The 25,529-nt window shown below is 46.5% G+C and carries 24 protein-coding genes; 9 read left to right on the top strand and 15 right to left on the bottom strand.

Translation table 11 applies throughout. The features are described 5' to 3' along the window. Positions 1-87: 87 nt before the first annotated feature. Positions 88-522 (bottom strand): Lrp/AsnC family transcriptional regulator, encoded by a 435-nt coding sequence (locus ACFVU8_RS17975; RefSeq protein ID WP_387429015.1) that lies wholly within the window; start codon positions 520-522, stop codon positions 88-90. A gap of 159 nt (positions 523-681) precedes the next feature. On the opposite strand from ACFVU8_RS17975, the gene ACFVU8_RS17970 reads away from it, so the two are divergent. After that, complete coding sequence (locus ACFVU8_RS17970; RefSeq protein ID WP_387429013.1) at positions 682-1,149, top strand: VOC family protein; 468 nt, start codon at positions 682-684, stop codon at positions 1,147-1,149. Between the two features lie 150 nt (positions 1,150-1,299). Here ACFVU8_RS17970 and ACFVU8_RS17965 read toward each other — a convergent pair whose 3' ends face one another. Further along, positions 1,300-2,448, bottom strand: coding sequence for an SMI1/KNR4 family protein (locus tag ACFVU8_RS17965; protein WP_387429011.1), 1,149 nt, complete (start codon positions 2,446-2,448; stop codon positions 1,300-1,302). Between the two features lie 175 nt (positions 2,449-2,623). Here ACFVU8_RS17965 and ACFVU8_RS17960 point away from each other — a divergent pair, with 175 nt between their 5' ends. After that, positions 2,624-5,743, top strand: coding sequence for a hybrid sensor histidine kinase/response regulator (locus ACFVU8_RS17960; protein WP_387429009.1), 3,120 nt, complete (start codon positions 2,624-2,626; stop codon positions 5,741-5,743). Between the two features lie 55 nt (positions 5,744-5,798). Beyond that, positions 5,799-6,317 (top strand): translation initiation factor IF-3, encoded by a 519-nt coding sequence (gene infC / locus ACFVU8_RS17955; RefSeq protein WP_387429007.1) that lies wholly within the window; start codon positions 5,799-5,801, stop codon positions 6,315-6,317. Positions 6,318-6,508: 191 nt separating this feature from the next. On the opposite strand, the gene ACFVU8_RS17950 is transcribed toward infC, so the two are convergent. Beyond that, entirely contained in the window at positions 6,509-7,447 is a 939-nt protein-coding gene (locus ACFVU8_RS17950) for an alpha/beta hydrolase (protein ID WP_387429005.1), read from the bottom strand. Between the two features lie 22 nt (positions 7,448-7,469). After that, on the bottom strand, positions 7,470-8,531 hold the full coding sequence (locus ACFVU8_RS17945; protein WP_175373427.1) for an LLM class flavin-dependent oxidoreductase: 1,062 nt from the start codon (positions 8,529-8,531) through the stop codon (positions 7,470-7,472). 336 nt (positions 8,532-8,867) lie between these two features. Between ACFVU8_RS17945 and ACFVU8_RS17940 the strand changes: the two genes are divergently transcribed. After that, positions 8,868-9,449: a TetR/AcrR family transcriptional regulator gene (locus tag ACFVU8_RS17940; RefSeq protein WP_387429002.1), complete on the top strand. Its 582-nt coding sequence runs from the start codon at positions 8,868-8,870 to the stop codon at positions 9,447-9,449. A 123-nt stretch (positions 9,450-9,572) separates the two neighbouring features. Here ACFVU8_RS17940 and ACFVU8_RS17935 read toward each other — a convergent pair whose 3' ends face one another. From ACFVU8_RS17935 to ACFVU8_RS17920, 4 genes are read right to left on the bottom strand one after another with little or no spacing between them, the layout of a single operon-like run. After that, positions 9,573-10,505, bottom strand: a complete 933-nt coding sequence (locus ACFVU8_RS17935; RefSeq protein ID WP_379466615.1) for a DsbA family protein — start codon at positions 10,503-10,505, stop codon at positions 9,573-9,575. 1 nt (position 10,506) lies between these two features. Then, the gene (locus ACFVU8_RS17930; protein ID WP_387428999.1) at positions 10,507-10,923 is read right to left on the bottom strand and encodes a RidA family protein; all 417 of its coding nucleotides are present in this window, start codon (positions 10,921-10,923) and stop codon (positions 10,507-10,509) included. 31 nt (positions 10,924-10,954) lie between these two features. Then, on the bottom strand, positions 10,955-11,602 hold the full coding sequence (locus ACFVU8_RS17925) for a helix-turn-helix transcriptional regulator (protein ID WP_066378122.1): 648 nt from the start codon (positions 11,600-11,602) through the stop codon (positions 10,955-10,957). Between the two features lie 46 nt (positions 11,603-11,648). Then, positions 11,649-12,032, bottom strand: coding sequence for a YybH family protein (locus tag ACFVU8_RS17920; protein WP_379466617.1), 384 nt, complete (start codon positions 12,030-12,032; stop codon positions 11,649-11,651). Between the two features lie 178 nt (positions 12,033-12,210). Between ACFVU8_RS17920 and ACFVU8_RS17915 the strand changes: the two genes are divergently transcribed. Both ACFVU8_RS17915 and ACFVU8_RS17910 read left to right on the top strand, forming a co-directional pair. Continuing rightward, entirely contained in the window at positions 12,211-13,443 is a 1,233-nt protein-coding gene (locus ACFVU8_RS17915) for a pyridoxal phosphate-dependent aminotransferase (protein WP_379466618.1), read from the top strand. After that, complete coding sequence (locus ACFVU8_RS17910; RefSeq protein WP_387428996.1) at positions 13,436-14,908, top strand: Na+/H+ antiporter NhaC family protein; 1,473 nt, start codon at positions 13,436-13,438, stop codon at positions 14,906-14,908. Before ACFVU8_RS17915 ends, ACFVU8_RS17910 begins: the two co-directional genes overlap by 8 nt. A gap of 109 nt (positions 14,909-15,017) precedes the next feature. Here ACFVU8_RS17910 and ACFVU8_RS17905 read toward each other — a convergent pair whose 3' ends face one another. Further along, positions 15,018-17,000, bottom strand: coding sequence for an ABC transporter substrate-binding protein (locus tag ACFVU8_RS17905; RefSeq protein WP_379466620.1), 1,983 nt, complete (start codon positions 16,998-17,000; stop codon positions 15,018-15,020). A 363-nt stretch (positions 17,001-17,363) separates the two neighbouring features. On the opposite strand from ACFVU8_RS17905, the gene ACFVU8_RS17900 reads away from it, so the two are divergent. Then, on the top strand, positions 17,364-17,765 hold the full coding sequence (locus ACFVU8_RS17900; RefSeq protein WP_175373435.1) for a RidA family protein: 402 nt from the start codon (positions 17,364-17,366) through the stop codon (positions 17,763-17,765). Positions 17,766-17,834: 69 nt separating this feature from the next. Here ACFVU8_RS17900 and ACFVU8_RS17895 read toward each other — a convergent pair whose 3' ends face one another. The 4 genes from ACFVU8_RS17895 to ACFVU8_RS17880 form a co-directional block, all read right to left on the bottom strand. Next, complete coding sequence (locus ACFVU8_RS17895) at positions 17,835-18,725, bottom strand: SMI1/KNR4 family protein (RefSeq protein ID WP_387428994.1); 891 nt, start codon at positions 18,723-18,725, stop codon at positions 17,835-17,837. Between the two features lie 225 nt (positions 18,726-18,950). Beyond that, positions 18,951-19,811, bottom strand: coding sequence for a helix-turn-helix transcriptional regulator (locus tag ACFVU8_RS17890; protein ID WP_387428991.1), 861 nt, complete (start codon positions 19,809-19,811; stop codon positions 18,951-18,953). A 218-nt stretch (positions 19,812-20,029) separates the two neighbouring features. Then, complete coding sequence (locus tag ACFVU8_RS17885) at positions 20,030-20,983, bottom strand: aldo/keto reductase (protein WP_217622483.1); 954 nt, start codon at positions 20,981-20,983, stop codon at positions 20,030-20,032. A 137-nt stretch (positions 20,984-21,120) separates the two neighbouring features. Beyond that, positions 21,121-21,828 carry a DUF421 domain-containing protein gene (locus ACFVU8_RS17880; protein ID WP_387428989.1) on the bottom strand — a complete coding sequence of 236 codons (708 nt, stop codon included), beginning with the start codon at positions 21,826-21,828 and terminating at the stop codon, positions 21,121-21,123. 171 nt (positions 21,829-21,999) lie between these two features. Here ACFVU8_RS17880 and ACFVU8_RS17875 point away from each other — a divergent pair, with 171 nt between their 5' ends. Together ACFVU8_RS17875 and ACFVU8_RS17870 are read left to right on the top strand one after the other, a co-directional pair. Continuing rightward, positions 22,000-22,941, top strand: a complete 942-nt coding sequence (locus ACFVU8_RS17875; protein WP_387428986.1) for a phosphotransferase enzyme family protein — start codon at positions 22,000-22,002, stop codon at positions 22,939-22,941. A 138-nt stretch (positions 22,942-23,079) separates the two neighbouring features. Further along, on the top strand, positions 23,080-23,748 hold the full coding sequence (locus ACFVU8_RS17870; protein ID WP_387428984.1) for a GntR family transcriptional regulator: 669 nt from the start codon (positions 23,080-23,082) through the stop codon (positions 23,746-23,748). Between the two features lie 73 nt (positions 23,749-23,821). Here ACFVU8_RS17870 and ACFVU8_RS17865 read toward each other — a convergent pair whose 3' ends face one another. Together ACFVU8_RS17865 and ACFVU8_RS17860 are read right to left on the bottom strand one after the other, a co-directional pair. Then, the gene (locus ACFVU8_RS17865) at positions 23,822-24,304 is read right to left on the bottom strand and encodes a GNAT family N-acetyltransferase (RefSeq protein WP_387428981.1); all 483 of its coding nucleotides are present in this window, start codon (positions 24,302-24,304) and stop codon (positions 23,822-23,824) included. A 116-nt stretch (positions 24,305-24,420) separates the two neighbouring features. Beyond that, positions 24,421-25,506 (bottom strand): LLM class flavin-dependent oxidoreductase, encoded by a 1,086-nt coding sequence (locus ACFVU8_RS17860; RefSeq protein WP_387428979.1) that lies wholly within the window; start codon positions 25,504-25,506, stop codon positions 24,421-24,423. Between the last annotated feature and the right edge of the window lie 23 nt (positions 25,507-25,529).

Here is a 25,529-nt window from a genome sequence, read left to right as displayed (position 1 = left end):
AGATAAACTCACTATTTTTATTGGAGAAGTTTAGAAATACTCTCATCCATCTTTAACGAGCGGAGAATCAGGCCCTGTCAGATCCAGTTAAAGCATGATTCGGTTCTCTAAAATATTTTTCAGACTGATATGCGACTTCGAGGGTCCAAGCCTGAGCAGTGCATCTTGAAACTCAGCCAGCTCTTCCACCGATGCAGTCTGAACCTTCAACAAGTAGTTATATTCTCCGCTGATACGAAACAGATCGGTCACTTCCCTGGCTTCGGTGCAATAATCCACAAGCTCCTGGCAATGCTCTGTCTTCAAAAGAATAAATGTAGTCGTACCGCGGTTCAGCTCACGCAATTCAAAAGACGCCGTATACCCGGAGATAATATTTCTCTCTTCCAGCTTCACAATTCTTTCTTTCACAGACGGTTGGGACATCGATACCTCTTTGCTGATTTGCGAAATGGGCATTCTCGCATTGTGCTGTAGCAGCTGCATGATTTTTCTATCAACTTCGTCAATGATGTGTTCCAATAGGAGGACCTCCAGGTCGGATTTTTGAAAATAAACCTTTTCAGCTACAATACCTTATAAACAGCAATCTTTATACGATAAAATGCTTATTTTCCATATGTATTCTACATCTCCAATTTACTATAATCTAACACATCTTATGAATTGGAGTGATGATGAATGAGCATTAAAGGACTTGCCCATGTAGCTATTCAAGCCAAGGATTATACAGCAACTATTGCTTTTTACACAGAGGTGCTGGGGTTCCAAGTGGGGCATCATTGGAGTCTGCCTGCCTTTCAACTCAAACAAGCAACCATGCTGATCTCTCCGGATCAACGAACATGCATCGAGGTTTTTGACAACGAAGCCGTCATTCCCGCCCAAGGCAAAAAAGCAACCTCCGAAGAAGAGATCGCTTATGGCGCATTACTGCATTTTGCATTCTATGTGGAAGATGTGGAGGCTATCTATCAAAAAGCCCTTGCTCACGGCGCAAAGGCTTATGTAGAACCGGGAATTCTCTCACTTGGTGAACCACCCCTTATCGTGAAAAACGCGGTCATTCATAGTCCCAACGGGGAGATCATCGAATTTTTGGAGGACGTTGATTTCAGTCCATCTCGGAACGGGATAATAAATCATTAATCCGTTCTTCGCCCTCACAGGCTGCCTTGAACCCGGCCGCGAAGCTCTGCACAGCAGCTCTATTGCTGGAGTACATGCAGAGCCCTCCGGGTCGAAGCGTAGCGTGTCCACTAACTCAGGCATGTTCTCCTCTGCGAAGGTTGCCGCTTCCTAATGAACTGCTGCTGACCTGAGCCTGCTCAACACGTCCTCAATAGCTTGCTCTGTGAAGGATAGGGCTCCGCTGCGCTCGGTGATCATGCCTTGCTGGATTCTCTGATCCAGCCAGTCCGTAATCCATCCGGGAGCATAGCCGTTCTGGCCGAACTCGCCGCCAAAGGCAATCATTTTATCATAGACTTGCAGATATTCCTCTTGGCTCGTATTCGGATAAGTCTTGGTGTACAGCCAGAACTGCACATCGTACATCAATATAGATAATTCATCGGCATGGAATGAAAAATGACCTTTGTCCTCGACAACCCTGGTGCAGACCACACGGATTTGACCCTCAATGTCCTCTGTCTCATTCACGTTGCCGCATAGTTCTGTCAGAAGGGCCGAGAATTTGCCGTGCGATACTCTTCGTAATGCTTCCTCTTTGTCCGCTTCAGAAGTATCGTAAACATCATCATTCACCAGGCCACGGATAAAAGCCTCGAAGCTCGGTGCCAGATAAGTAATAGCATAATCGCCCTCCTGATCCACGTGGATCACTTCCGGTTCACCATCTTTGCCGCATTTTCGGTAATCCAGCATGACAACATCATGGCCTGCCGAAGGGCAGTCACAAAAAACCACACCAATATCAGGGTAGCCCCAGTCCTCAATCATGAATCGGCTGCCAAATTCACCACCCAGCGAGTAGCTTTTCTCCCGCCCAATGCCTAAAATCCCTGAGATTGAGATGTATTCTGCTCCCCAAGATTCCGTCACCTCTGTCGGAAAACATGCGTTGCGGGGGATGCCTCCATTATGCTGCTTCATCATCTCAATATAAGCAGCAGGCAGCTTATAGCCCAACTCTTCTTCCACAGACGCAATCAACTCATCGGTCGGCGGCTCGGACACATATTCCTTCAGAGCATAGTCGCTATCATCCCAGAAATCCGAGAGAATCAACGATTCCGGGGACAGCTCACCACGGCTCCACTCAAGCGCCTCCGCGTAACGTTCAAGGTTGTTCAAAGCTCTAGCCAGCTGACTGATCAGCTGAGGATCCCGCTCCAACGCAGGAATCTCCATAATAGTGTCCACAATTCGCTGATGCTCATTCTCTTCATGCCAAAGGGCTAGTTGCGTCAAAAGATCATGTTGCATGGTCTCCGCCTCCAGATTATAGATTGTAATAATGCAGCAAATTTTTCAATGTTGGTATTTACACTATTCTATCAGAGTGGGGCGGGAGTCACGCCCAGACTTTTTTCACCAGTAGTTCGCATAATCGTTTGGGGAAATAGGTCCGCTATATCGAATTCTTGTTATAATGATGTACATGAGAAATAATACCGTTCTGAAAAATATAGCTACGATTCTATTGTTTATCACCGTTTTGTTTGGTTTTCGGATAGCATGGCTCAGCATTTTTACGACATCCGATTCTCCCCCTGTGGTTAATGGCGTACTGGATCTGCGCGGCCAAGACCTCGAGAAGGCGGACCTTTTCAAGCTGAACGGTGAATGGAAGTTCTACCCTTCCAAGTTCATCTACCACAAGGATATTGCAGTACTACAAAATCAATCACATACGCTTAAGGTCCCGGGAGACTGGAGCGAGGCGCTGGCGAATAGCCAGGGTTCTTCTTATGGTTACGGAACCTATCAACTACGTATTCTGGTTGATCCGCTGCGTCAGCCTGTCTCTTTGTGGATCAAACAAATTCAAACCTCATCCGCCGTGGAAATCAACGGGGTGAATTCGGCCGGTGCCGGTGACCTTTCTATATCGGATAAGGCGTACAAGCCCAGAACAAACTCTTACACAGCCCCCTATTTTGCAGAAGGCACGACAGAAATTGAAGTGCTTATTCGTGCAGCGAACTTTGATCATCCTTACAAGGGCGGCATAGAAGGCCCGGTTTTCTTTGGCAGTCAGGACAAAGTGGACAGCTTGCGCTTTATTTCTATCGGGTTTCAAGCTCTTACAGTGATCATCTTGCTGCTGCATGTCTTGTATGTCTTTATTCTCTACTTATTTAGTCCTGAAGAGCGGGTCTTGCTTCTTGTTGGGTTAATGACGCTATCCGTAGCAGTGATCATTCTGTTCCGTAATGACAGCGTGCTATACCTATTAACGCCTTTCAATTACACATGGGCCTTAAAGATCCGATTGATCGCTTCCATGTGGCAGCTCTTTTTTATCATGCTTGTGTTCAGGAAATTCATTGCTGCACCTACGAACAACAAATTGGTATACGTGTTCACCGCTGCAATTTCGTTATACACAGCATTCTTGCTGGTATCACCAGCTCCATGGGTGAGTGAGTCCACCCACTTAGGCGTGCATAACTTCTTTCTTTTCTCACCATTTATCTGGCTCATCTATATCATGGGGATTATGCTTTTCAGGAAGCAGAAGGACAAGGATGTTGTCTTCATGCTGCTATCAGCAGCCGGTATTATTTCTAATCTGCTCTGGAACGTATGGGGCTCCGTACTCGTCTACTATCCGATAGATATCGTGGCCGCGATCGTGGGCTTCTCTGCCTATTGGTTCAAGAAATACTTTCAGAATGCCAAGGAGAATGCCCAGCTCAACGAACAGCTCAAGAAAGCGGACAAGTTAAAGGATCAATTTCTCGCTAATACTTCACACGAGCTGCGAACACCACTACACGGCATTATGAACATCGCACAGAACGTGGTGACCAAAGAAAATGAGAAGCTGTACGAAAGTAGCCGCAAAGATATGGAACTGCTGATCACCATCAGCCGCCGTATGTCTCATATGCTTGGCGATCTGCTGGATATCGCTCGTCTTCAAGAGCATCGCATTACCCTGCACCAGGAGCCTTTACAGATCCAATCCGTGGTTCCTGGCGTAATTGGTATGCTTAAATTTATGATTGAAGGCAAGCCGGTGCAGTTGACCATGAATCTTCCAGACACCACACCTCCCGTTCTCGCCGATGAGAAAAGATTGGTGCAAGTGCTATATAATCTGCTTCACAATGCCCTCAAATACACTGAGGAAGGCATGATCTCCATTTCAACAGAAGTGCAGAATGGGCGGGCGCTAATCCATATCTCGGATACGGGTGTGGGCATGAACAAGGAGACCCAGGCACGGATATTCCTTCCGTATGAGCAAGGCGCTCATGGGATTAGCGATGGAAGAGGGATCGGGCTTGGCCTGAGCATATGCAAGCAGCTGGTAGAATTGCACGGAGGCACATTAAGTGTTCGCTCCAAAATTAGCAAAGGCTCCGTGTTCAGCTTTGATCTGCCTCTTGCGGATTCATTCAATCAGCAGGCGGTAACACCTGCCGCGGCTCTTTATCCGATTACGGATGCGGCTAAGAAGCAATTAGCAGAGTGGATTTTTCCGGAAAATGAATGGAGCGGGTTAGAGGTTCCTATGCAGATTCCACCGCTGCTGACAAAGAAGAAAGTTAACATTCTGGCAGTGGATGACGATCCCGTGAATCTGAATGTACTCATGGGAATTCTTTCAACAGAGCCCTATACCATTACCACGGCAAATTCAGCACGCGAGGTGCTGGAACTGTTGGACAAGGAGCAATGGGATCTGCTGATTGCCGATGTGATGATGCCGCACATGTCCGGCTACGAGTTGACACAAAAGGTACGGGAGCATTACTCCTTATCGGAGCTTCCGGTGCTACTGTTGACCGCACGTAGTCAGCCGGCCGATATCTACACTGGATTCTTGTCCGGTGCTAACGATTATGTTACCAAGCCAGTAGACGCGGTTGAGCTGAGGTACCGGATTAGAGCACTCACGGAGCTAAAGCAATCTATCAATGAACGTTTGCGCATAGAAGCCGCTTATCTGCAAGCCCAGATTCATCCGCATTTTCTATTCAATACGCTGAATTCGATTATGGCACTGGGCGATCTCGATACGGAGAAAATGCAGCATCTTGTTGGTGCTTTTACATCCTTTTTGCGGATTAGCTTTGATTTTCTTAATACAGGCGAACTGGTCGAACTTTCCCACGAACTGGATTTGGTTAAAGCCTATCTGCATATTGAGCAAGAACGTTTTTCAGACAGACTGACTATTGAATGGGAAGTTGAGCCTGATATCAGCGGTCTACAGGTGCCTCCGCTCTCCATACAGCCACTGGTGGAGAATGCAGTCAAGCATGGTCTGCTTAGCCGGAATGTAGGAGGGACACTTCATATCCGGATTGCCCATCTGGATCGCTCCACACTTGTGGCAGTGAGTGATAATGGCAAAGGGATGGAGCAAGACAAGGCTGATGCGCTGTTAAGTCCAACTCTGAAAGGTAAAGGTGGCATCGGACTGTCCAATACGAACCGGCGTCTGACGCAATTATATGGGCAAGGGTTGTATATTCACAGCAGACCTGAAGAAGGAACCACGGTGTCCTTTGTCATACCGGATCGTGGGGATAAGCTAAAGGATTAACTTAAATGTACGATTTGATCGATTTACATTGTTATCTATAGGAGGTTTCATTCACATGGCAGTATTCATTAATGAACAAATAAGGGCATCAGAGGTCGATCTCACTGGAATCCGAGGCGAGAAACTTGGTATTGTCTCCACAAAAGAGGCGCTGGCTATGGCCCGCTCAGCCGGGGCAGACCTGGTGTGTACCTCGCTAATGAGTAGTCCTCCCCCTTGCAGCCTGATGGCAAAAGGAAAAGCCAAAGCGGCCGCGCAGAAGGAATCGTCAGCGGCACGCAAGGGTGATGCCGGACGAGCTGCCGGGAAGGGCAGCAAGGAGAAGGTCAAAGAGCTGCGCTTCACCGCTCATATCGAAGAGCATGATTACGACACCAAGCTACGCCAGGCCGATAAGCATCTGCGGTCCGGCAAGCCGGTACAATTGGTCGTAAAGGCCTCCGGCGCGAAAGAAGCTGCCGCTGCCAAGACTGTGATAGAACGACTAGTGGCCGATCTGAAAGAGGCCGGAGTAAAGGATACCGGCATCCAGACCGGCGGCAAAGGCTCGCAGGTGAAGCTAAATCCCCGCTGATCCTCAAACAAAAATACTAATCAGCCGCATAACCGGACCACGAACGAAAAGCATCCGTTACACTTTTTAGAGTGAAACAGGATGCTTTTCGTTCGTTTAGAGATTCCTTCAGTTGGAGTGATTCCTATGGACAGCCCGTGTAGTAATTCCAACTTTGTTGTATCGTGTTTATTCTCTCTATAATTTTTTATTTAAGGATGAAGCGCTCTTGCCAGCGCTTCTACATAACTATTGCTGACGCGCTGGCTTACTTCCGCTTGCGGAACCATCACTTCAAAGCTATGGAAGGTACCGGGATAAAGGTGAAATTCGACGTCTACACCCGCTTGGGCAAGGCGCGTCACATATTCGATCGTCTCATCCCGGAACAGATCGAGTTGTCCTACGCACGTATAGGTCGGTGGCAGCCCCGCCAAGCTTTCCGCTCTCGACGGCACCGCATATGGGGACAACCCGCTGTCTTCAGTACGATTGCCCTGGTACATGTTCCAGGCCGTCAAATTGTTTGTTCGGTTCCACGTTGCGTTATCGGCCGTAATTTCATGACTTGACGCCGTAATATTCCGGTCGTCAATCATCGGGTACAGCGGCATTTGGAAGATGAGGGCCGGACCGCCTTTGTCGCGGGCCATTAAAGCAAGCGCTGCGGTCAGACCGCCGCCCCCGCTTGCACCAGCAATTGCGACTCGATCCAAGTCGATGCCCAGCAGTTCAGCTTCGTCCGTCATCCATGTCAAGCCGGTATAACAGTCATCGATAGCAGCGGGGTAGGGGTGCTCGGGAGCAAGTCGATAATCGACCGATACGACAACGCATTTAGCCACCTGCACGAAACGTTCGCACAAAGCGTCGTCCATATCAGGATGCCCCATTACGTAGCCTCCCCCGTGAATCCATAGCAAGGCTGGAAGCATGGCGCCAGTTCGCTGGGCAGGTTCGTAGATTTTGACTAACATCTCACCCGCTACACTCGGAATCATCCGGCTTGTCGTGTGTACGTGCTCCGATTTCTCAATTGGAGGACCACTCAAATAGCTTCTGCTTAGTTCTAAATTTTCCTCCAGTTGAAAACCAGGAAATTCTGCTAATACCGACCTTAATTCTGGCAATACCCGACTTTCAAAATCCATTCGAACCACTCCTATAATTGAATTATGATCTTTTCTCCGTCTCAACTTCCCATTTGGTTATTTCCTCCCGGACTCGGGGTGCTACTTCTGTTCCCAACAGCTCAATGGCTCTCATCACTTCTGCATGCGGCATCGTGCTTAAAGGAACATATAGCATAAAGCGTGTAACGCCTACATTTTTGCGAAGGTGAATGATCTTCTGGGCAACTGTCTCGGGATCGCCGACATACAGTGCACCTTCAAAGCTGCGCGCGGCATCGTAGCTGGAACGATCATAATGCCCCCAGCCCCGCTCCTTGCCTAATCTGTTCATACCTGCCATGGTAGAAGGAAAAAAAGTATCTGCAGCTCGTTCAGTATTCTCTCCAACAAATCCTATCGAGTGCGCCCCAACCTTAAGCCGTGATTCGTCATGACCAGCGTGCGCTGCTGCCATCTTATAAAGCTGCACGAGCGGTGCAAAATCCGTCGGTTTTCCACCAATGATCGCCAGCATCAGCGGCAGCCCTAACAGACCTGCACGGATAGCAGACTCCTGTCTGCCCCCACTGCCAATCCATATCGGCAAAGAATTCTGAACGGGTCGTGGATACACGCCCAAATGGTTAATCGCCGGCCGATGCCCGCCCTTCCAGGTTACTTTTTCGGACTCCCGTATTTTAAGAAGCAATTCCAAATGTTCTTCAAACAGCTCATCATAGTCATTCAAGTCATAACCAAACAGCGGAAAAGATTCAATAAAGGAACCCCGGCCCGCTATAATCTCCGCACGTCCATTTGAAATGCCATCCAGCGTAGCAAAATCCTGAAAAACGCGCACCGGATCAACTGAAGAGAGCACCGTCACTGCACTGGTCAGCCGAATCCGCTTCGTCTGAGATGCAGCCGCAGACAGCACAAGTGCTGGTGAAGATGCCGCATAATCCTTCCGATGATGCTCACCTACGCCAAACACATCAAGTCCCACTTGATCAGCAAGGACAATTTCCTCCACAACTTCACGCAATCGCTGTGCGTGGCTCATCACTTCACCAGTCTGAGTGTCCGGCTTTGTTTCTACAAACGAAGTAATACCTATCTCCATGATCAATCTCTCCTATTCCATAGCTCTCTTCTGTCAACGTTTTTCCGGTTCTTTTCAAGCAGATTGATATGTATGCCCTATTTCCATGAACTTTAAATATCGATAAATATCATACTAATCGGTATGTTATTTTCAAGTTAATATAAATGCAAAAAACGAGAATTGTCAAGGAGTATTGTGAAAACTTCTTATTAAGCTAACCTGTATTTGACATTATAAACGGATAATTATAAAATAATAACGTACTATTCGGTACGTATATAAAGGCCACTAGCCGTTGCATATGACTTGAATCATTGAGCAATTAAAAAACAAGAGTAACGAGAGGTATTGATTATGGGACGAATCCGCGAATTTGACGAAGAAAAAGTATTAGATGCAGCTATGCAACTATTTTGGGAGAAGGGATATGAAGCTACCTCATTAAGCGATTTAACTTCCAGAATGGGAATTCAACGACCCAGTATATACTCAGCTTTTGGAGGCAAAGAAGAATTGTTCGAAGCCGCGCTACGCAAATACACGAAGTCCCGTGCTTCTCTTATCCGAACCAGACTTCAAAGCAATCCATCGGTAAAAGAAGCATTTCATACTTTTTTTGAAAGTGTGGTCGATGATGAGTATGCAGAAAGCCCTCGAAAGGGATGCTTTTGCATCAATACAATGGTCGAACTTGCACCTCATGATGAGAAATTCGAAATTCTTACAAGGGAACATCAAATGTACCTAGCGGTCATATTTCAAGAAACCATTGAACGAGGCATACAATCAGGCGAGCTCGAAAGCGAGTTAAATGCGAAGGCTGTATCACAGGCGCTAATCATATCGTTAATTGGGCTAACCGTAATGTTGAAGTCTCGTCCAGAACGATCATTTATTGATAATTCGATAGAGGTGACACTTACACTCCTTAAGTAATTCGGAGTTTCTTAAATAACCAATCCGCTCTTCTAAAACTGGAGATGCAACACGAAAAAGCCCCATTGGCGTTCCGGACTTTTAACATCCGGTCGCTCAATGAGGCTGACAATCTAAGAAAATTTAATTTACATTTCTCCAGAAAAATCCGAATTTCACAGGAACGCACTCGACTAGCCCTGCTTGCTCCAAACGCTGCAATTCAGCCAAAGTCTCTTCTCTCGAAGCATCAAGCATGATACGGATTTCCTCAGTGCCCAGGAAATTGTATTTCTGCAGCAATTGTTTAGCTGTATATACCTTTTGATTCGGTTGCAAAGCGTCTTTGGCCACCTTGTTCAGCGCTTCAACATAATGTTGATAAGGACGATAGCCGGATACTCTGGCACCTTGTCCTTCTTCATCAACGATGAGAATCGTCGGGAAACCTCTAACCCCTAATTCCGCACCCTCTTCAATCTCTTGATAGAACAGCTCTGCCGTTGCAGGATCATGATAACTGCGTTTGAATCGTTCCGTATCTAAACCGACATCAATGGACGCCTGGATAAGGGCTTCTTCCTTGGCAATGTTGACCTTCTCCAGGAACACCATCTCCCGAAGACGTCTCAAGTAAGCGTCCGCCTGTTCCTTCCCTTGCAGCTGGGCCGCTTTGAATGCGATTGAAGGCGGGTAAGAGGAATGAAGCGGATCCTCCAGCCAAACGTCACCGTCCATAGACATGCCGGACTGTTCGGCAATTTCTTCCCAATGATGAGCCACATCAGATGGCTTGGAAATGCCATTACCTCCATCGGAGAAATGCTCCCATCCCGGCAGCAGCCCACCCATCCGGTATTCAATCGTCAGCAGGGGGGCATATTCCTCCTCTAGCTTACGGATATACGGCTCCAGCGCCCAGCAAGCAGAACAGATCGGATCGGTATAATAGATAACTCTGAATCTCCGTACGGGTGCTAGCTCGACCTTGACCATCTCGTAATCTTGTTCGTCTTCATGCTCAGAACACAGCCCTGTTTCGAGATCACAGGAGATCATTTTATTGTTCTCCGCCATTTCAATTCCCCCCACTTAACAGAGGGAGACTTGTCCCTCCCTTGTATGCGATACATTCAATTTCAACAAGTGCGTCTTTGGGTAATTTGGCGATTTGGACAGCCGCCCGTGCCGGTAGAATTTCACCTGTGAAATAACTGCCATAAATCTCGTTAACCGTTGCAAAATCATCCATACTGCTAAGGAAAATCGTGGTTTTTATGACCTCTTCCAGACTTAAAGCAGCTGCTTCGAGCACTGCCTTGAGATTATCCAGTACGCGATGGGTCTGTGTTGTAATTCCGCCGCTAACCATCAGACCCGTCTGCGGATCAAGCGGGATTTGCCCGGAAACAAATAGGAAATCTCCAGCCAAGACAGCTTGTGAGTAGGGCCCAATAGCTTGAGGGGCATGCGGAGTGCTCACTTGTGTTTTCATGAAAAAAATCTCCTTTAGTAGTTAGAGTCAATTAGAGTTCTTTGAGATAGCGATAGATCGTCTGATCTGAAGTTTCGAGTCGTTGGGCCACCTCGGAGACAGCTCCCTTTAATAGAAAGACTCCTTTATCATTAAGATCCTTTACGATTTCTTTCTTCTCATCAATCATCAAACGGGAGACCTCCAGTTTGTATTTATGAATTGCTTCCGTAATAAAATTATGTAGCAATTCTTCCATGGAGTTCGTGAACAATTCTTTTCCCGGCCCGGCAGGATCTTCTTGCTCTTCCGGTTCCATTAATAGATCCTTGATTAGCATTTGGGCTTGCTTCAGCGCCGTAGTATCGACATTTACACATAACATAGCAATCACATTCTTATCCTCATCCTTGATAAAGAAGGTGGACGAACGCAGCATTTGATCTTTACCTGTAACTTTTCCGGGGTAGTTGGCAATAAACGCCTTGGTTTCATATTCCTTGTCATGAATAATCTGAAGAGCAAAATCGGTTATCGTTCCTCCAACCTGTCTTTCAGTAATATGATTGTTGCTAATGGCTACAATAGAGCTTTCGAGTTGACGAAGATCATGTAAAATAACCTCACAATTCTTCCCGCAAATACTCGCGATAAACTCCACCATAGGTTTATATGAGTTAATAATTTCATCGGGTGACAAAAAAACCTCTCCTTTATCCAATGTCCCTCCATGGGAGGGGCCAGCTTTATGCCTGCAATGCCCATTCCAAACCATGAGGATTATCAATAATTAATACCCACGTACCATCCGGCTGACGGCGAACGACATCAGAGGACTGACCTTGAACCCGGACCTCACCGCTTAATGGGTCCTTCATAGTCCACTTCGAAATGACAAGTGCCGTATCTTCAAATTCCAGCACCTTCTTAGGCGTCAGCTCAAACTCAAGATTGAGTTCTATCATTTGACTAAGTCCTTCACGGACAGCATTCCATCCCTTTACGACAACACCTGGCTGGGCCACAAATACAGCTTCAGGATCATACAACGTCAGTAGCTTGTCCAGGTCACCTGTCGGAAATAATCTATTAATTCCTTCTAGTACCTCAATCGGTGTATTTGCTGCCAAAATGGCACCTCCTAAAAATAGCTTAAATTTTATGATAATAATAATTTATCATGTTGACATTTTTTTATCAAGTGGTTATGATTTTGACTAACAACACATGAAACGAAACATGACACATAAAACAGATTGAGTCATGTAATGTTACATGAAATTACAAATCGATGGGTGGGAGCGTAAGATGGATATCAAAAATAACATGCGTGAGGGTTTCAAAGACTTACAAGGGGGACTATTTGCCAGTGTGCACAAGGCAGATGTAGGAAATGCCGTATCGGATCTGATGAAAAGAGGCGTTGATCTAATGTGTTGGGCGGACCCCTTTTTCCCTGACCTTGTGATTCCGCAGAATGTAAAACAATCTGTCATAGATTCCATTGATAAAGGAATGGCTACCCATTACACAATGCCCATCGGTAATAGCGACCTTAAACAGGCGATAGCCGTCAAATTACAGGAAGATAACCATATGAGTGTCGATCCAGACCGGAATATTCTAATTACACCGGGTTCAGACTCCGGTTTAATGTTTGCGATGATGCCCTTCATCGGAGAGGGTGACGAAGTACTTATTCCTGCTCCCAGCTATCCAAGTAATTTCCTTAATCCAAAGCTGCTGGGAGGCATTGCAGTTCCCGTCCCCCTAAAAGAAGAGAATAACTACCAAATTGAGATTGAGGAATTCGAGAAAAGAGTTTCTCCGCAAACAAAAATGGTTCTTCTGACGAACCCGAACAATCCTACAAGTACTGTATTAAGACGCGACAGCCTTGAGAAAATTGCCAAGTTTGTCATTGAGCATGATTTGGTGCTGGTTGTAGACCAGGCATTCGAGGATGCAATCTATGATGACATTGAGTTTGTCTCAATAGCAACATTGCCTGGAATGTGGGAGCGAACGATCAGCGTATTTTCAATTTCTAAAGGGATGGGACTAAGCGGCTTCAGAGTAGGCTATCTGGTTGCAGATGACAAAATTATCGACGTATTGTACGGCTGTACTGTGAATGTAATCGGAGCGACGAATACTTCTGCACAAATAGGAGCCATAGCGGCAATGAAGGACCGCAGCTTTGTGAAAGAATACAATGCTATCTTTGACCGTAGACGGAAAGCTGTCTATGAAATCATGAATTCCATTCCAGGCGTGTCTATGGCCATGCCGGAGAGCGGATTTCTCTCTTGGGTGAATATTTCAAAATTAGGGACTTCCGCCGAAATTAGCAAATATCTAATTGATCATGCCAACGTTGTAGTTAATGAAGGTACACCATACGGTGTAGGGGGCGAAGGATACATTCGTATCGTTCATGGCTGCTATAAAGACGATAATGTCCTCTACGCGGCACTGGAACGTATAAAACAAGCATTAATTCAATTGGACATCGACAAGGGGGTAGCGGCTCATGGATAACACTACTTTAGAATTCAGAGGCGGAAAGTCAATGGCATTCATTCCAATAGCGCTTTTCCTGGTATTCTGTATCCTGTTCTTTACCGTATTTAAGGTTTTCGATATGACGGGACTAGCCATGTGCGCGTTTCTTTCCATCATCATCGGCGGAGCATCTTCCAAAGATTATAAAAAGTACTGGAACGCTGTTATCCTAAAAGGCATCGGTAGCCCAATGGCCATTACGATTGCGACCGTTCTGCTTGTGATCGGGATGTTCTCCAAGCTGATGGCTAAGAGTGGTGTGGCTGAAGGGTTTGCATGGCTTGCTAATATGTTAGGTTTGCACGGTGGTGCGTTCACCTTATTCACTTTTATCTCGGTATGTATCATTTCTGCTTCGACAGGAACATCGATCGGAACACTGTTCACAGCTTTTCCTGTATTCTTCGCCTCCGGAATATTGCTGGGAGCTGATCCAGTAGTATTGGCCAGCGCTATTTTATCCGGTGCTATATTCGGGGATAACATTGCGCCAATCTCAGATACCACTGTAGCCTCAGCTTCTACACAAGCCTATACCCGTAAGGAAGGAACGGCGGAAATCGCCGGCGTGGTGACCACCCGGTTCAAATTTGCTTTAGCCGGAAGTATTCTTGCTTGCATCTTCTTCTATGTATTCGGCTCCAGCCACAAGGTAATCGCGACCGGTGTAGCTACACTGGGGAATGCGACTCCTAAAGGCCTTATTATGTTGATTCCGGTAGTTGCTTTGCTTATTGTGGCAGTGAAGACAAGAGATATATTCAAAGCTATTCCGGTTGGGATCGCAGTAGGTATAGTCGTTGGTTTGATTTCCGGAGTATTTACGTGGACAGATGTCTTCTCCTTAAAGGACGGTGCTGTGAAAGGGTTCCTGTTTGAAGGTTTTAACAATATGGTCAGCACGGTACTGTTCGTTCTCTCGCTCTTCGGAATAATGGGTATACTCATAGCGAGCTCAACCATGGACAGGATCGCTAGCTATATTTGCAAAAGCCGTATGGCTAAAAGCGTACAGGGTGCAGAGTTGGCCATAGCGGGAGGCACAATCATTGCTACAGCTCTGGTAGGCGGGGTGACGAGTGCTTCGATCCTTACCTTTGGTCCAGTTGCAGATGAGATTGGAAAACGTAAAAATCTCCATCCATTCCGGCGTGCTGTTCTTGTGGATTGCTTCTCCATGACCATTGCAGCAGTTATCCCCTTCCTAAGCGCCTTTATCTTTATTGTAACTTCAATTATTGGCTCCTTAAGAACCGAATACAGCTTTATACCGGAAATCAATCCGGTCTCCTTATTCTTGACCTCCTTTTATCCATTATGTCTGTTCGTTGTTCTCATCTTTTCTGTTCTGACCGGCTGGGGCCGCAAATTCGAAGGCCCTGGTGGTAATCCAGTCACTGAGTACACAGAAGACATGGCTATCAACACAGTTAAAGTATAAATGACTCCTGACTCTCGTAGGAGTAAAAGCGACAGCAGCTATATCTGGTCCTACGAAGAATAAGGGCGCCCCATGGGGCGCCCTTATTCAAGCGTAAGAAGTGCAGATATTATTTTCCAAGGAAGCTCTTAATAATAAAGTCCAGATGAGCTTCCATAGATACAGCATCATTATAATAAGAACCTTTGGCATTCATAAAAAACACCCGGTTCTCTTTTACAGCAGGAAGGCTCTTCCATAAGGGACTACCATACACCACATCCGGGTCACCATCGTCCCATCCCCAGTTGCTCGTAAAGATATAATCACCAGCGTATTCCGGCAGCTGCTCCAAAGATAAGTCAGCAAATCCTTCGTGTTTGTCCAGGACCTCCTCCTGAATAATCTTAGGGGCCTTCAAGCCAAGCTCTCCGTACAGAATTTCACCGCCCCTGGCATAAAAATCGCCAAATGCATAAATTCCCTTCGCATACGGCTGGAGGATGGAAACTGTTCTGTCACCTACGACCTCCTGTATTTGCGGTTTATATTCATTGATTTTCCGGTCCCACTCTTTGACCCAGTCCTCTGCGGCCTGCTCCTTGCCTGCAAGCTTCCCGTATTCGAGCATCAGATCTTTATAAGAATACTTTCCATATTCTATACGAACGACCGGGGCGATTTTGTCCAACTCTTTGTAGGTTGGCTCCATCACATCAGCAGCGACTACAATAATAAGATCAGGCTGCAGGCTTAAGATTTTCTCTGGCGAGAATGTGTCACCAACAGCTTCTACTCCATCCACCAAGCCTTTCAGGAACGGATTCTTTAGAGCATCACTTTGTGCCCCCACCGGTTTGACGCCTAGTGCAAGTAAATTACCGGTAAAACTACCCGTCAGATCTACTATTCGCTGTGGATTCGCCGGAATGACCACAGTTCCTTGACTGTCCGTATAGTTTTTGGTTAAAGCCGCTTGAGACGACTGTGCTGGAGATGCATCATTAGAACTCTGACCTGATACTGCAGTACCTCCTGTGCCAGAAGCGCTGTTTCCTGTACTCGTACTACCACTTGAACAGGCACTAAGCAACAACATCATACATAACAGCAATGTTGCTGTTGCCATAGAGGCTGATTTGTATTGTTTGTACATATGTATATCCCCTTTTCCATACAATTGATAATTATTCTCACATTCATTATCAATATATCGAATCGGAATGCCAGGCACAATGGCAGATCGGGAAGCATTAAAGGGCAATTTGGGAACTAAATGTTCAATGCGTCCCTTCGTTCTGAACAATGCAGGCGCCACACCATAATGCTTCTTGAAGCTGCGGCTCAGTGAATGTGCATCAGGGTAGCCTACACGCTGAGCAATCTCTTGCAAGGTACCTTCTGAATCTATTAATAGCTGCGCGGCCTTGTTCATACGAATTTGTGTGAGAAGGCGAATCGGGCTTTCCTTCATTCTGCTTTTGAACAGCTTAGTCAAATATCTCGTACTGCAATCTAACAGGTCCGCCATCACCTCAAGTGTTATAGGCTCCATATAGCGGTCATTCATGAATCGGAGTGCCTGTGCCACCAGATCAGGCCGCATAGGTTCAATACCCTGCTGCTGCATCTGGCTTAACAGTTCGTATACGAATTGATAGAACAGCGTTCTTGCATGTAACTTTTCCAACGGCGCAGACTTCATCCACTCTTGAAACATAAGCTCCACCTGGCCGAGCAGTGAGAGCGGATATAACGGTACGAATGAATATTGAAGCTGAAACGGTTTGTTTGGCCCCATCAGCCGTGATTGTTCCTGAGCCGCTGGCCATGTCAGTCCAGCTTTGTATAATACCAAATAATACTCAAGCTGGTCTTCAACTGCGATGTCAAGACGCGAGCCTTTCCCTCCATGCAGGACGTGGAACCGATTCACGCTATACATTGAATTATCCAGCCAAATTGTTGCACGGCCGCTAACCACATACACAAAAGTACTAGCCGGAAGAGAGTACTCCACCGACGTTTCCCCCTGCTCCAGCAGTATATACCGTACATCCATTATTTTCACCGAAGTATGGTTCCACAGCATAATATGCTCATTCAAGTTCATCGCAGTGCATCATCCCCTCAGCCGCATTACTGCGGTTTCCCTACATTATATTGATAATGATTCTCACAGTAAAGTTTTTCAACAAGCAGCACCGCGCTAACTGCTGTCATTTTTGTACTTCTTATTCGCTTATGTTAATATTGAACGGTAAGTCACTTATAAACATGAAGGAGGAGTACCTGATGAAAAAGAGATCGATTAAATCCTTAGCCTCTGGTATCGGGTATTCTACGGCTGTTTTTTTCTAGAATCGAGATTGACGGGATACGTCTGTCTAAATCGCTAGCATTCTATAAAAAAACGGTGAAAATATATAATCGTAAACCAATATATATTTTCCATTTATAAGGAGACCTGCACACAATGAATCTTAAACAAATTCCAGTTCAACGATATAACCCTGAAATGATCGCGAAGCCTGTTGGAAACTACAGTCATGTCACCAAAATAGACCGAAATGCAGAGCTATACGTCTTCTCCGGCCAAATTGGCATCGATCAGGACAATCATATTCCCGCCGATTTTAATGAGCAAGTCACCAATACCATGAACAATATCGTCGCCATCTTGTCTTCTCAACAACTGACGCCAGATCACGTCATTAAAATAAACATCTGGGCGACTGAAGAGATCGATTGGGATCATTTCTATGAAAAATGGAACGCTGTATTCGGACCTACATCGCCGTCCATGACGGTTGCATATATACAAGGCTTAGGTCTGCCTGAACTAAAAATTGAATTGGATGTCTGGGCAGCCGGTTAATGTCCTGATAATATAAAAGAAACGAGCCCTAGAATTTCTCTAGCGGCTCGTTTTTTTAGAACAATTATCTTACTCGGTCACGCCTGCCTCTTGGCTCACCAGTCCGCGGATAAAGGTCTCGAAGTTAGGCGCTAACTCTGTAATCTTATGACCCTTCTCTTGGCTGACATGGACAACTTCCGGTTCGCCGACATTGCCGGATGAACGATAGTCCAGCATAATCACACCTTCTGTGGGAGCAAGACTGTCGCCAATGACGACGCCAATCTCCGGATAACCCTCAGTTTCAATTACAAACCGGCTGCCGGCAGCTCCACACAGTGAAGTAGGCTTGTCCCGTCCAATTCCACGAATACCAGCGATCGTAATGAATTTCCCTTCTGTTGTGGGGTAACTCGTATGATTAGGAATACCGCCGTTATGTAATTTCATCAAAGCAACATAGGATGGAGGCAGCTTGAAGACCAATTGTTCTTCCACGGAATCGATCAGGTCGTCTGTCGGCGGCTCAGATACATACTCTTGCAGGGCAGCCTCGCTGTCATCCCAGAAATTCGAGGCATCAACCGGCTTATACGAACTCTTCGCAGGTGTTTTGGCCTGCTTCTTCGCGGTCTTTTCCCGAATCCATTCCAGGAACTCCAAGGTATCCTCATCTTCGGGGTCCAGCTTATCGGCTGCTTCAAAAGCTTGCCGGGCTTCGTCATATTGCTTGAGATAATAATGAGATACTCCAACCCGGTAATGCCAGAGCGCATCCTCCAGTCCTTCCTCACTGATCTTCTCAAACTGCTGAAGCGCCTCTTCGTATTCACCCAAATTGTTCAACGCTCTGCCCAAATGACTGGTTAACTCATAATCCCGATCTTCTTCAGGAATTTCCATAATCGCATCTACGATTTCTTGAAATTCATCTTCCTCATGCCATGTTTCCAGTTGTTCCAACAACTCATCGCTCATCTTTCATGCCCTCCCGTGAGAAACTCCAGTATCTATTAGAAGTATACCATTTCCAGCACAGCACTCTCCAGCGCGGACAGACTTGCGGAGTCTGCCCTATCATTATATGGCTTGGATCGGATGTAACATACGCTTGGCCCGCCAAGCACAAATAGCCAGGGCACCCCTGAGAGCGCCTTGGCTATTTACATATTCATCTATTTACCACTATTGCCGGGGTTACACTTATGGATGCACAAGGACTTGCTCACTAACGTCTGCTTCCAGCAATTGCTTCAGCTTTTGTCTTGTATCCGTACCATTCTTCGGCGTATTGACATACATCTTCAGGTTTGTATTTTCCGATATAAGAAAGCTTGTAATCTCAAAATTAAGCTGTCCTGCCAGGCGATGATTCAGCAATTTGTACATATCTCGGTCTTTGTCGATCCGGTGCATAGGCCACCATTGATCAAATTCCTTGCTTATCGATCTAAGCTCATCAACAAATTGCGTAATCCATGGATCTTCAATATATTGGCTGCAATCCGCCCGGAACTTGCCCAGCATCGTCTGGGCACTGATCTCCCAATCAGGGAACAGTCCGGCAAAATGTTTATCAGTGAACATGATTCGCATCAGGTTGCGCTTGCTGCACTCTAATCGGCTGAAATCGCAGAATACAAGCGCCGCAGCCCGATTCCAGGCAATAACATTCCAGCGATTGTCCACGATCATGGCCGGGGATTCCATTAGATTATCCAATACATGCTGATGCATCGGCTTGACCTCTTCAGGGCTGGGATAATAGGAAGGCGGAACATGTTGAGCAAGAGCATACAGGTGCACAATCTCCTGACGGTTGAGCATCAGCACTCTGGACAAGCTCTCCAATATTTGTATGGACACCTGAATCGGACGTCCCTGTTCAAGCCAGGTGTACCAGGTTACGCCGATTCCTGCCAGAGAAGCGACCTCTTCACGGCGCAGCCCCGGCGTACGACGGCGTATTCCTGCGGGCAGCCCTACTTGCTCGGGGGAAATCTTTGCCCGGCGGGTTTTGAGAAAGTCCCCAAGCTCGTGATGACGCTGCTTTGTATGATTCATTCAAAGCCCACCAGCCTTTCAGTACGTAATATTCAAGTTAAGAATGGTAGTAGTATATACGAATGATTTTTCAAATGCAAAAAACGTGGAGTTGAACAGACCAGCGCAAACTTAAGAACGCCAGCTATAAAGCCAGCGCTCTGTGTGAACAGCAAAAGGAGCTGCCCCACCGCAGACAAAGATGCGATGAGACAGCTCCTTTTTATTTGAACCTAATCTTAGTAGCGGGAACCGAAGACAATGCCTTGCGGAGCAATCGCTTCGATCTGGGCAAGGTCATCTTGTGTCAGCTCGACGTCCAGCGCACCAAGGTTCTCTTCAAGATAAACCGTGCGTTTTGTACCCGGAATCGGCACGATATTCTCTCCCTGAGCAAGTAGCCAAGCCAAGGCTAGCTGAGATGGCTTGCAGTCCTTCTCAGTTGCGAGCTCCTTAATTTTGGTCACAAGGTCGAGATTCTTCTGGAAGTTCTCGCCTTGGAATCTTGGAGAAGTACGACGGTAATCGTCTGGTTCGAGATCCTCATAGCGCTGGATCTGTCCGGTCAAGAAACCGCGGCCGAGCGGGCTATAAGGCACGAAGCCGATGCCTAGCTCGCGGCATGTCGGCAGAATGGACTCCTCGACATCGCGATCCCACAGCGAATATTCCGTCTGCAATGCTGTGATAGGATGCACGGCATGTCCACGGCGAATAAGCTCGGGGGAGGCTTCCGACAGACCAAGATAACGAACCTTGCCTGCTTTGACAAGATCGGCCATCGCGCCTACAGTTTCTTCAATTGGTGTATCCGGATCAACGCGATGTTGATAGTAGAGATCTATATGATCGACACCGAGACGTTTCAGACTGGCATCACATGCAGCCTTTACATATTCAGGGCGGCCGTTGACGCTAACGGCACCATTCTCGCCAACTACTGCGGCGAACTTGGTTGCTAAGATAACCCCATCTCTGCGGCCCTTCAGAGCCCGTCCGAGCAGTTCTTCATTTTCGCCTAAACCATAGACATCTGCAGTGTCGAGCAGCGTAACGCCAAGCTCCAATGCCCGGTGAATGGTGCGGATGGATTCCGCTTCATCCCGCCCGGCATAGAAGTCGGACATGCCCATACAACCAAGACCTAGAGCGGATACCTCCAGTTTGCTGTTTCCAAGCGTTCTTTTTTTCAAAGCTTTCTCCACCTTTCTAATTCGAACTACAGACATCATACAAGGTAGAATCCACCGCTGACAGTTGCCTGTTTATACGGGTATTAATACTACTATGTTAAAGTGGAGCGAGGGCTCTTCCGGTCGTCCATTGTGCGTTATTCCCTATCCACCGGCTTTTGGATACCGTCCTCATAGAAATCAAAAAAGAGCTGATGCTGCGTGCCTCTTACGGCGTAGAACACATCGGACAGCTGCTTCCCCTTGCGCTTTACTTGCTTTTCTAGCCATTCTGTAGTCAACCCATGACTCTCCAGGTTCTTCTCCATGATGACCCCATCCATGACGAACTCCACCGGAAAATGCTGTGTCTTCACAGGAAGCTTCATATCCTTTTTCGTGACGAATTGGTACTCCTCTTTCTTCAATACTGAGACTGTCCCGTTATCCTCCAACACCGCATAAGCCACCTCTTCCATATTGAAAATCCCCATGCCGCGTAATACCTGAGCCAAAGTATCGAGTGTGTACCTTAGTTTCTTCATGTTGTGCTCAAGAATTTCCCCATTCTCGATCAGTACCGTAGGAGAACCAGAGATCCAGTTTCTTAATTTACGGTTCTTCAAAGCTATGTAGGATAGCAAAAATGACACAGCCGTGACTACAATAAGCGCCAGTATGAAATAGGATGTTTTTAACGATTCATTAAACGCCAGATTTCCCGCAATGGAGCCCAGCGTTATACTAGTCACAAAATCGTGAAACGTCATATTAGAGATTGTCTGCTTCCCCAGCAGCTTGGCTACCAGTAAAAGCGCTAAAATCGAAAGTGCGGCCCGAAATAAAATGTCCCAATAAGCATGCATATTACCCATCCCTCCTGCCAGTCATTGTTGCCAAATGAGGGTGAAAACAATCCTGGTCCGGTCGCGTGATTATTGGGGAGAAAACAATGCGGAGGGTCATTCTCTCAGATTCGCTTTTATTACATATAATGGATTATATTTGAAATACAGAATCTGTAAAGGAGTGAGTGCATGATCCATCAAACAATCGTAAGTGAAATGATCTCTCAACTAGGCATAAGCCCGGCAGAAGTTAAGCTTCTTGGGGGATATAATGACAATGTCTTCGAGGCCGGTGCGAAAGATCCTTTTATTGTGAAAATAGTGGAGAAAACAAATCATTCCGAAAGGGACACGTTATCGGAGTTGGAGTGGCTGGAATACTTACATACGCAAGGGGTCCATGTCGTTCGGCCTCTACGTACTGTAGGGAATGAATACATTCAACCCGTTAATGAAGAGTACTACTATGTAGCTTTTGAAAAGATAAACGGTGTCCACATTGCACCAGAGCAGCAAGAGGCTTGGGGGGAGGCTTTATTTGAAAAGTGGGGCGAATTATTGGGCAGGGTACACCTCTTTTCCAAAGGATATTCAGCCGTTCACGCTCGTCCTCATTGGGATCAAAACCATTTACTACTAAATGTGGAGACACTTCCTCTCAACCCTGAGCTTATTCAAAAATGGAAACAGTACATAAAAGAGTTGCATGCGCTACCTATCTCGAGTGACTCCTTCGGACTGATTCACGGTGACCTGCATCATGGAAATTTATTAAAGACAGGACCTGAACTCACTCTTATCGATTTTGGCGATAGTGAATACCATTGGTTTGCTTACGATATCGCCATTGTTATCTATCATGCAGCTCTCACGGTTCCAAAATCTGAAAGAGATGGATTCGCTAAAAACTTCTTTAGCTCATTTATGAGTGGATATACCCGTGCGAACCCCAATACACCCTTCTTTAAAGAAATTGCGTATTTCATTGATTACAGACATCTCTATTCCTTCACATATCATTCAGTACATTTAGACAAAGATCAATTAACAGAGGAGGAAATCCGCTATCTTAATGAGATGGAAGATTCGCTATTGAATAACGTCTCTTTTTTAAATTTATCATTTCAATAGTAAAAATAGCCTAGGGGAGTTGCTCAGCGCTAGAGCTATCCTTGAATTGATTTCGCTAGCAGTATGCGATATATTAAAAACCAACCGACAGAGATGCTGCTTGGCATACATCTGTCATTACAACAAAGAGGATGAAATATGATGCCTATTCCTTCCGATTATCCAAAACCAACCCGCTCCACGGCCAAAGACCTGGCATTATCCCAGTTGAAGAAGTGGATTATAGAAGGTACACTGCAGCCGGATGAGAAGCTTAACGACGCTGCACTCGCCGCGGCAATTGGTGTGAGCAGAACACCCGTCCGGGAAGCACTGCAATTGCTTGAGGCTCAAGGGCTCGTTCAGATGTTTCCGGGCAAAGATACACGCGTAACCACTATTGATAAAGATCATATCAGTAAGCTATACGCTCCCCTTGGGGTACTGCATGCCCTGGCTGTCGAAACGGCTGCCCAGCGGATCGAGCCTGAACAAATCCAACAGCTGCGTGAGCTGAATCGTTTGTTCACACAGAGTATCAAGGATAAAGATCTATATCAGGCACTGGAATATGATGAAGAATTCCATAACTTAATCATGGAGATTGGCGATAACCCTTACATTGTTTCCTTCTGTTCTTCCTTGCAAATTCATATTCGCCGCTTTAAATACTTTTTCCTGAAGCAGCCTCTAGGCCAAACGCTGGCCGCAGCTGAAGAACATGAGCAAATTATTCAGGCTTTGGAAGAACATGATTCAGACGCTGCTGCCCGCATCGTGAAGCAGAATCTGTTACGCCCGCTTGCTGAATTCGAGCAAATACTATAAAAGAGAAAAATAGCCCCATGGCTTTGTCCGGACATTCCAAATCCGGCTGCTCAATGGGGCTATCCATTTATCTTTAGAGTTTCTTTTCATATATATCTATTGAATTACCACGGTGGTCCGTGCTGCTATTAACGATAATAAATTCATTCTTGCCCCAGAATAGAGCCCCGCTTTCATTTTCCTTTTGAACACAGAGCCTTACCTTGTCTACGTTTTCCTGACGCAATTTACCCTCTATCAATTCCACTGCTTCTCTTCCAATTCCATGGCCTTCATGATCCTTATGTATTATCAGTAAACCAATCCACGTATGATTATCATGTGGATTTCTCAGGAGGTATGTGACTATCCCGATGTTCTCATCATGCTTTCTGATGTAAAACATCTTTTCACCAGATTCGAAATTATTCGTATTCTCTTCCAATATCTCTTCAGATGTTAATAACGCTTTACCTATAACCACAAGATTATAAGACGGCTGAGAGTTCATCATAGATGTTTGAATTTCAATATTCTCTGACGACAGTGGTTCGCTAACAGCTTCTAAAGTAATCAAATTCAGGACCTGCTTTCTACACATTTTATAAAAGTACAATTCTATAAAATGTGCAGAAAACCCTCTCTATCCATGATTTATCTCGTTCTGCTAAAGGCCTTTCATCAATATCTCGCCTATACAACAGGCTCTTGCACGGCTTCTGTTTCCACTGCTGGGTTCACATCATTCCATACCGAGCTCTTGATCTCGCGCCGCAGGGTAGGAGCAACCTCTTCGGCGAAGCGTGCCGCCTGCTCGCGCTGCTCCGACTCTGTCAGGCCGTCCACACTGATACTGAGCACCTGGTTACCGAACGCCTTGTTATAGCGCAGGATTTTCTCAATCACATGCTCGGCACTACCAACCAGAATCGGACCATTCTCGATATTGTCTTCAAGATCCCGGAAGGGGGACAGATCGTGCGGAGCTTTCAGTCTGCCGTGGAACGCATCATAATAAGGCCGGAATTTCTTGATCGCCTCTTCGGTCGTATTGGCTATAAAAATAGCGCCGCCCGCGCCTGAACCAATGACCGCCTTCGCGGGATCATGACCGTAAAAAGCCAACCGCTCACGGTAATGCTCGATCAGGGCTGTATACTTGGACTGGCGGTGGATCGTATTAGAGGAGAACAACGGCTCGCCATATTTAGCGGCCAGCTCCGTCGAATGCGTGCTTGAGGCGCTTCCGTGCCAGATCGGAATCGGCTGCTGGAACGGCCGCGGCTGTGTCGTGACATTCTCTAGCGGAGTGCGATAGCGCCCCTGCCAGCTGACATTTTCCTCGCTCCACAGCCTTTTTAATAGTGCATACCGTTCCGCAAGTGATTCCCACTGTTCCTCCTCAGAAATGCCGAAGAGCGGATAATGGCTCGCGTCGTTGCCTTTGCCGATGATCAGCTCGATCCGTCCGCCCGAAAGATGATCGAGTGTCGCATAATCCTCCGCCACCCGCACTGGGTCAAGTACGCTAAGCACCGTCACGGTCGTCAGCAGCCGGATACGAGAGGTTCTCGCGGCGATAGCAGTAAGGATAACCGGCGGGGATGAAGCGATGAATGGTGCGCTATGTCGTTCACCTACGCCATAGGCGTCGAAGCCCAGCTCCTCAGCCAACACAGCTTGTTTCAGCACGTTCTGGAATTTCTCCTGTGTCGTGAACGATTCTCCTGTCAGGGCGTTGGGCGTATTGAGCAGCAAGCTCATCAATGCGAATTTCATGTCAGATGGCCTCCTTATAATGA

It is taken from the genome of Paenibacillus sp. NPDC058177, assembly GCF_042883835.1.
Lineage (GTDB): Bacteria > Bacillota > Bacilli > Paenibacillales > Paenibacillaceae > Paenibacillus_AQ > Paenibacillus_AQ agri.
Note: the sequence above shows the minus strand (reverse complement) of the source record. Positions and strands in the feature narration are given on the sequence as shown.

Bases quoted from the DNA above. Each gene is read 5' to 3' on its own strand.
- ACFVU8_RS17960 (WP_387429009.1), top strand. From the start codon at position 2,624: ATGAGAAATAATACCGTTCTGAAAAATATAGCTACGATTCTATTGTTT.
- ACFVU8_RS17970 (WP_387429013.1), top strand. From the start codon at position 682: ATGAGCATTAAAGGACTTGCCCATGTAGCTATTCAAGCCAAGGATTAT.
- ACFVU8_RS17890 (WP_387428991.1), bottom strand. From the start codon at position 19,811: ATGAATCATACAAAGCAGCGTCATCACGAGCTTGGGGACTTTCTCAAA.
- ACFVU8_RS17880 (WP_387428989.1), bottom strand. From the start codon at position 21,828: ATGCATGCTTATTGGGACATTTTATTTCGGGCCGCACTTTCGATTTTA.
- ACFVU8_RS17945 (WP_175373427.1), bottom strand. From the start codon at position 8,531: ATGGAGATAGGTATTACTTCGTTTGTAGAAACAAAGCCGGACACTCAG.
- ACFVU8_RS17870 (WP_387428984.1), top strand. From the start codon at position 23,080: ATGATGCCTATTCCTTCCGATTATCCAAAACCAACCCGCTCCACGGCC.
- ACFVU8_RS17905 (WP_379466620.1), bottom strand. From the start codon at position 17,000: ATGAACTTGAATGAGCATATTATGCTGTGGAACCATACTTCGGTGAAA.
- ACFVU8_RS17895 (WP_387428994.1), bottom strand. From the start codon at position 18,725: ATGAGCGATGAGTTGTTGGAACAACTGGAAACATGGCATGAGGAAGAT.
- ACFVU8_RS17950 (WP_387429005.1), bottom strand. From the start codon at position 7,447: ATGGATTTTGAAAGTCGGGTATTGCCAGAATTAAGGTCGGTATTAGCA.
- ACFVU8_RS17915 (WP_379466618.1), top strand. From the start codon at position 12,211: ATGGATATCAAAAATAACATGCGTGAGGGTTTCAAAGACTTACAAGGG.
- ACFVU8_RS17935 (WP_379466615.1), bottom strand. From the start codon at position 10,505: ATGGCGGAGAACAATAAAATGATCTCCTGTGATCTCGAAACAGGGCTG.
- ACFVU8_RS17930 (WP_387428999.1), bottom strand. From the start codon at position 10,923: ATGAAAACACAAGTGAGCACTCCGCATGCCCCTCAAGCTATTGGGCCC.
- infC (WP_387429007.1), top strand. From the start codon at position 5,799: ATGGCAGTATTCATTAATGAACAAATAAGGGCATCAGAGGTCGATCTC.
- ACFVU8_RS17940 (WP_387429002.1), top strand. From the start codon at position 8,868: ATGGGACGAATCCGCGAATTTGACGAAGAAAAAGTATTAGATGCAGCT.
- ACFVU8_RS17910 (WP_387428996.1), top strand. From the start codon at position 13,436: ATGGATAACACTACTTTAGAATTCAGAGGCGGAAAGTCAATGGCATTC.
- ACFVU8_RS17965 (WP_387429011.1), bottom strand. From the start codon at position 2,448: ATGCAACATGATCTTTTGACGCAACTAGCCCTTTGGCATGAAGAGAAT.
- ACFVU8_RS17875 (WP_387428986.1), top strand. From the start codon at position 22,000: ATGATCCATCAAACAATCGTAAGTGAAATGATCTCTCAACTAGGCATA.
- ACFVU8_RS17900 (WP_175373435.1), top strand. From the start codon at position 17,364: ATGAATCTTAAACAAATTCCAGTTCAACGATATAACCCTGAAATGATC.
- ACFVU8_RS17860 (WP_387428979.1), bottom strand. From the start codon at position 25,506: ATGAAATTCGCATTGATGAGCTTGCTGCTCAATACGCCCAACGCCCTG.